Below are 6,609 nucleotides of genomic sequence, written 5' to 3'. Positions count from 1 at the left end.
AAGCTTTACAGCCGAAGCCCCGTGATCAGACTTGCTCTGTCGCGGGGTAGTTCACTAAGGTGAATGACCTTGTAAAACTAGCTTGCTAAGCGCAACTCAAAGTCATTAAAAGACAGGGGTTTTGCGAAGAAATAGCCTTGGGCTTCATCACAACCCATATCGTTCAATACTTCTGCTTGGACACGTTCTTCAATGCCTTCGGCAACAATTTTAAGTCTAAAAATTTGTGCTAGATGGATGATGGCTTTGACCAGCATATTGGCTTCTTGGTTCTGAGTGATATCGCGAATAAAACTGCGGTCAATCTTCAAAACATCGATGGGGAGTTCGCGTAAATAACTCAATGATGAGTAACCGGTCCCAAAGTCATCTAAAGCGACTGAAATTCCAGCTTGACGCAATATATTTAATTGGTTGTGGATCCACTGAGTATCTTCAATCATGAGGCTTTCAGTGACTTCAACTTGAATATTTTGGGGATCTATACTGCTTTGATCAACCAAATCTAAGAAGATCCCGGTGAAGTCTTTCTCCAATATTTGTGTGACGGATAAGTTAATCGCTAAACAAAAATGGTCATCCACCTTAGGGTGCTGCAAAAACACTTCGAGATCGTGCAAAGCACGTTTAATGATCCAGGTACCCAAAGGCAAAATATCTCCAGTATGCTCTGCAATACTGATAAACTCATTGGGCATGACAAAGCCTAAAGTAGGGCTGTGCCAGCGGATCAAGGCTTCAGCGCCCGTAATTTTATTGGTCGCCAGGTCAATTTTGGGTTGGTAAACCAGCTCAAATTCATTCTTAATAATGGCGTTTACCAAAGCTTGTTTTATGTGGTTTTCACGTTGGATTTGCATCGCTAACTCTTGGCTGTATAAACATATTTTTTCTTTGTCTGTTTTTTTCGGTAAGGCAATAATGCACCGATGTAGCAGCTCTGATTCATTTTTCAATACACTAGAGTTTAAACACGCTCCCATGCGGACTTTGACTCGTAGCAACATATCTTCAACTGCAAAGGTGCCGTTGAGTAATTCATTGATATTGTGCAAGTAATTTTGTACCGCATGCAAGTCGTGGGTGCGCGACAACAGCATTAATTGATACCCAGACCAGCACCCTAAAAAAGGATTTTTTAACGCTGAAGTCACACTACAGATATCAATCACTTGTTTAAATAAAATCTCGGTAATGTTGTGCCCATGAATATTTTCAATATCTTCCATGCCATCAATACTGATGAGGATCGCACTGAGCGGATTTTGTTGGCGATACTGTTCTTTTATATGCAAAGAAATAGCAAAACGGTTGGGTAATTCAGAAATGGGATCTTGTATCGACATCTCAGAGAGTTCATCGATAGAATTCGTTAACAATCGAACGAGCTCTTTGTTGTGCGCGGTTTTTTCTTTGATTTGTATCCCATGGACCAATAAGTTACTGACTTTGCTAACCAACTCTACTTGATCAAACGGCTTTAACAAATAGTCAATGGCGCCCATATCCAGTGCTCTGGTTTTAGCGCTAGCATCATTTTCAGCAGTCAAAACGATGATAAATGGCAATGCGTCTTGATAGTGTTCTTGTAACAACGCCAACACGTCTAGACCCGATAAGTGAGGCATTCTAATATCGAGCAAAATCATATCCGGGTTATGTTGCTGGCAATACTTTAATACCTTACGAGGATCGGTCAACGTCGCGATATTTTGATACCCTTCGTCATCTAAAATATCGGCAACGAGTTGTACGTTGGCTAGTAAGTCATCCACAATCAGAATATGGGCCGACTCTACTTTATTTACAGCATCTATAGAATTAGTCATTGGCTTCTCCAAAGTTAGGGAAGTAGCTTTCAATGACACTGAGCAAATTGGGAATATCGACTGGCTTGACAAGGTAATGTTCAAACCCTGCCGCTTGGCCTCGTGCAACATCTGTTGGCATCGCATTGGCAGACAAGGCGATAATAGGACATGCTTTTGTCTCAGGTTGGTTCTGCAACATGTCTAATAACTCAAATCCATTAATATCAGGAAGGTTGATATCTAGAATGATTAAATTGGGTTGTGTTGTTTTCGCTATTTCAAAACCAATCAGGGCGTCACCGACACACGTCAGTTGGAGTGCGTCTAGATCTTCAAAAATATCTTGCATTAATTCTTGGTTGGCAGGGTTATCCTCAACATACAACACACTCTTTTTCTGTAAACTCGTATCAATTTTATGATTTTTGAACTCTCCGAGATCCGCAATATCAATCGCACTTTGTATACTTTGCTCTGAAAGTGGAAACAGAACAGTAAAACAAGAGCCCGTTGGGCCGCTATCTACCCTGATACTCCCATTCATCGCTTCAATGAGTTTATGGGTGAGTGCAAGCCCTACACCGGTACCTTCAATGCCACTGTTTTCAGCCCCTAAACGATTAAACGGTTCAAATAGGTAAGGCATATCCTCGGGCTTAATGCCTTTACCCGTATCTTTGATGGATATTGCCGCGGAAATATCTTCAACATCAACACTGATCAATACACTGCCATTGGGACGATTATATTTCACAGCGTTACTTAAAATATTAATCAGGACTTGCTTCACACGCGTGTAATCGGCCAAGATCACAAGTTCATTGGTCACATTATTTTCAATGCTAATGTGTGCAGGACTCGCCAAGGGTTCGATGGTCACTAAAGACTCTTCTAGCACCGTATTGATATCTGTCGGTTCGATGGATAAAGACAGCTTGCCGGCTTCAATCTTGGATAAATCGAGGACTTCATTGATTAAATTTAATAAATGCTTACCACTATTGTGAATTTGGTCAATTTGGCGGACGTGTTTTTCCGACAAAGGATGCTTTTTCTGAGTTAGCAATAATTGTGAAAACCCAATGATAGAGTTTAATGGTGTGCGTAACTCGTGGCTCATGGAGGATAAAAACTCCGTCTTCGCCTTGTTCGCACTTTCCATCAGATCTTTTGCTTGCTGCAGTTCAATATTAAATTTTTCAGATGATTCGATCATACGATGCAGCCGAATAATTAAGACACAGGAAGCAATAAAAGGCTGTAACCACTGTTCGAGCGCTTCATCTACACCATGTTTACAATTTGCGATAGCTATCATCCCTAACACTTCTTTGCCATCACTGATGGGGATCCCCAGGTAATTATGTAATTTGGGGTGTCCTTTGGGGAATCTGCGCTGAGGTGCGGTTAAATCAATATTATTCATCAACACCGTCTCGCCTTTGGTAAAGACTTGACCGATTAAGCTATTAGCACTCCCTAAAGTGGCTCTTCCACTGATAAAGTCCTCATACATTACCCGCGAATTTTCATCCCATGACATATCCGTAATCGATAACAGTTTTAGGCGAGCTTCGTCATTATCAACAATCTTTTCACCGATAAAGGCATATTCACTATTAGTCAGTTCTTTTAACGATTGCTGCAAAAAATCCCACAGTAAATTGCCAGAGACTAAGGCGTCAAAATCTGAAATTCCCTTGTGGAGATTACTTAATAAAGCTCTATCACGCAGCAGGTTACGCTTTTCTTGGTTCAGTTTGTCATTGAGTTTGATGGATTGGTTCTGAACTCTATTTAGCTGTAACAAACTTTCGGTCTGTTCAGCAAGCATACGCAACTGTTGAATTTGTTGTTTGCTGTATTCTCTGACACGGGTATCTATCGCGCAGAGCGTACCTACTACCTCAGTGCCACCTGGACGCAATGGAATACCGATATAACTGCGAATAAAAGGACTATCGGTCACCAAAGGATTGTCGGTAAAACGTGGGTCTAAGTGTGTGTCGGGTACATGCATAATGTTTTCATGAAACACCACATGTCCACAAAAAGAGACATCTCGTCCTGTTTCACACACATCCAAACCCACCGTTGATTTAAACCATTGACGGTCCACATCCACCAAGCTCACGGCGACGATTGGGACATCTAATAGTTGACTAACTAACTGGGTAATATTATCAAAGGAGCGACTTTTCTCAGAATCCAAAATCTTCAGTTCTCTGAGTAACGCTAAACGACGCGATTCATTTTGTGGGATAGCAGGTTCTAACATGAGTATGCTCCCTGCTTGGTCATTTGAACACTGTGTTCAAAGGCTGTTTGATTGTGTGCTAGTGCGAATTTTGTTATGCGCTTAGCGGTATATTTTGTTTTGTTTTTTAATAGGCGTGACGAGCCAACTCCTGGCGTAAATATCATATCCATACTGCAACTACTTCTCTATTGTTATGATGTTAAAAGGGACATCAATAAAGATAGTGCTTAAGCGCAGTTCTGCCAGCGCTAGTGGATAGTTCTATACTTTTGTTTAATGCATATTTTTAGTGTTTGATTTAATAAAAAAACACTTTAATAGATTTTTTTATTGAGCTTTATCCTCTATAGTATTGATTAATCAATGTATTTAATGGGAACTTAATGATGAAAAAAATACTGTTAGTCTCTTTATGCGTTGCCCTTAGTGGCTGCGTGAGTACCGATACACTCTTTTCTGGTACGACTGAATCTGCCACTGCTACCGAACAACCTAAAAAGCGAAGTGCGACGAGTGATGAGCACTTTATGTTTATGGCTGGGGATTTAGATGATAAGCAAAATGAGGAGGTAGAGGTCCGGGTTGTAGAGCGTTCTGAGAGCCCTCAAGAAAATGTAGAAAAACGCATAGTAAAAGTTATCCAAACGACCAAATCAGTCAATGATGACAACATGATGCTAATGGATACTGATACTTATGTGATGCCATTTGTAGAATCTGAAACCGAAGTTGACAATACCTCTGCAGAAACCAAGGTGTTTGTTGTGGAAAAAAATACAGCGAAGAACGAAGATGTCAAAGTGTGGGTAACTAAAGGCGATGCAACAGAAGAAACTATTGAAGTGGAAATGGAGCGCACTGAGCCGGGGCAAGTAGTAGCCAAAAAAGTCATGATCGTGACCGCTGATGGAACACATACCAAAGAGACTCATGCAGAACAAAAACTCAGTACAGATATGGCAGATATTATTATCAAACTCGTACAAACTGCTGATTTGTCAGCCGCCGAAAAAGCACGCATTAAAGCGGCTTTAGATCAGTAGTTGGCAATCATTGAGTCCTTCACTCTTACAAAGTTTGGATAGCCTCTAGCGCTGCAACGACTAGCTTCTTGGCCTGGGCACTGGTATTGCTCTCGGCATAACAACGCAATTCCGGAGCATTACCACTGGGGCGTAAATGTACAATGTCCCCATTGGTAAGTGTCAAACGTAGACCGTCAACGGTGTTGGTATCCACAACTTCATCACGCAACGACATAGCATTGAGTAGTTCTGTGCTGTCATTGGTTAATCGAGCCAAGATAGCTTGGCTTTGTTCAGTGGCAAATGCTTTGATACGGTCACTTTCAGTAAACCGTTGTGGCAGAGCTGCAACGATTTGACTGATACTTGCGTTTTCTGCAAGTGCAGCCGCTAGGACCAAAATGCCAGGTAACAATGCATCTCTGGTAGGCAGAGCAGCAATATGCTTGGCGTTGTACTGAACACTAGAGCCTAACAAAAAACCACCGTTAGCTTCAAAGCCGCCGACACTATTATGATCTTTGGCTAAATCAAGAAATTCAGCGATCACATAAGGCGAACCAATCCGAGTGCGCTCTACTTTGGCAAAGCGCTGGGTCTTTTCAATCGCAGTATTACAACTTACCGGCACTGCAAGGGCCTCTAACCCTAAAAATTGCGCGCTGATTAAACCGACAATATCACCGCGAAGCCATTGACCATGTTCATCACTGATCAGTGGACGGTCTCCATCTCCATCTGTGGAAAAAATCATATCGAAACCATATTGCTCAGACCACGCGAGCGCTTTTGCTTGATCAGCATCGCTCACGGCTTCTGTATCAATTGGTACGAATTCATCAGAGCGTTCTAGTGCAACGACTTCTGCACCTAATTCTGTAAAAATCGCAGCGTAAATATCACGCCCAGCACTAGAGTGCTCATAAATACCGATTTTTTTGCCAGCAAAAATAGTTGCAGGGAAAAGCTCAGTGATACGTTGGGTATACGTTTCAATTGCTGCGCTATTCACCACAGGCAATGGGGTTAATGGTAACTCCTTCACAGGGATAGGCGCAGATAAAATAGCTTTTTCATCCGCTTTGCTAATTTCACCCTCTGGGGTATAAAATTTTAAACCGTTACGATCAAAAGGAATGTGTGAACCTGTCACCATGATGCATGGGATATTCTGTTGCATTGCACTGAACGCTAGTGCAGGCGTCGGTAAAACACCGTAATAAGCGACCGCAAATCCCATGGCTTCCAAAGTAGTTATAATGGATTGGGCCATTTCTGGAGAGCTGGGACGGTTATCAATACCGACAGCTACAGTTTTGAATTCAAAGTTTGCTTGCATGGCATGCAAAAAAGCGAGGGTAAATGCTTGGCAAGTAAGAGGGGTAAAATCACTCACTAAACCACGAGCACCTGAAGTGCCAAATTTAACGCCACTATTGGCAATGACAGAACTGCACGTTGTCATCATTCTTCCTTGAAAAGAGGTAAACAAAAAGAACCCTTATTGTAACGG

4 protein-coding genes are annotated in these 6,609 nt (G+C 41.8%); 1 reads left to right on the top strand and 3 read right to left on the bottom strand.

Translation table 11 applies throughout. The features are described from left to right. Positions 1-77: 77 nt before the first annotated feature. Together NLF92_RS11135 and NLF92_RS11130 are read right to left on the bottom strand one after the other, a co-directional pair. Entirely contained in the window at positions 78-1,829 is a 1,752-nt protein-coding gene (locus tag NLF92_RS11135) for a GGDEF/EAL domain-containing response regulator (protein WP_254101915.1), read from the bottom strand. Next, a complete protein-coding gene (locus NLF92_RS11130) occupies positions 1,822-4,089 on the bottom strand; it encodes a GAF domain-containing protein (protein ID WP_254101913.1) in 2,268 nt (755 codons plus the stop codon). The genes NLF92_RS11135 and NLF92_RS11130 overlap by 8 nt, the downstream gene beginning before the upstream one ends. Before the next feature lie 365 nt (positions 4,090-4,454). On the opposite strand from NLF92_RS11130, the gene NLF92_RS11125 reads away from it, so the two are divergent. Next, the gene (locus tag NLF92_RS11125) at positions 4,455-5,114 is read left to right on the top strand and encodes a hypothetical protein (protein ID WP_254101911.1); all 660 of its coding nucleotides are present in this window, start codon (positions 4,455-4,457) and stop codon (positions 5,112-5,114) included. A 25-nt stretch (positions 5,115-5,139) separates the two neighbouring features. Here the strand turns inward: NLF92_RS11125 and NLF92_RS11120 are convergent, their stop codons facing one another. Continuing rightward, positions 5,140-6,561: a phosphomannomutase gene (locus NLF92_RS11120; RefSeq protein ID WP_254101909.1), complete on the bottom strand. Its 1,422-nt coding sequence runs from the start codon at positions 6,559-6,561 to the stop codon at positions 5,140-5,142. Between the last annotated feature and the right edge of the window lie 48 nt (positions 6,562-6,609).

This window comes from Opacimonas viscosa, assembly GCF_024199005.1.
In the GTDB taxonomy this organism is placed as follows: Bacteria; Pseudomonadota; Gammaproteobacteria; order Enterobacterales; family Alteromonadaceae; genus Opacimonas; species Opacimonas viscosa.
The sequence above is the reverse complement of the archived record's forward strand: the minus strand, read 5'-3'. Positions and strand labels throughout refer to the sequence as shown.

What these genes read in the sequence shown, in the direction of transcription:
- NLF92_RS11125 (WP_254101911.1), top strand. Translation starts at nt 4,455, where the DNA reads ATGATGAAAAAAATACTGTTAGTCTCTTTATGCGTTGCCCTTAGTGGC.
- NLF92_RS11120 (WP_254101909.1), bottom strand. Translation starts at nt 6,561, where the DNA reads ATGACAACGTGCAGTTCTGTCATTGCCAATAGTGGCGTTAAATTTGGC.
- NLF92_RS11135 (WP_254101915.1), bottom strand. Translation starts at nt 1,829, where the DNA reads ATGACTAATTCTATAGATGCTGTAAATAAAGTAGAGTCGGCCCATATT.
- NLF92_RS11130 (WP_254101913.1), bottom strand. Translation starts at nt 4,089, where the DNA reads ATGTTAGAACCTGCTATCCCACAAAATGAATCGCGTCGTTTAGCGTTA.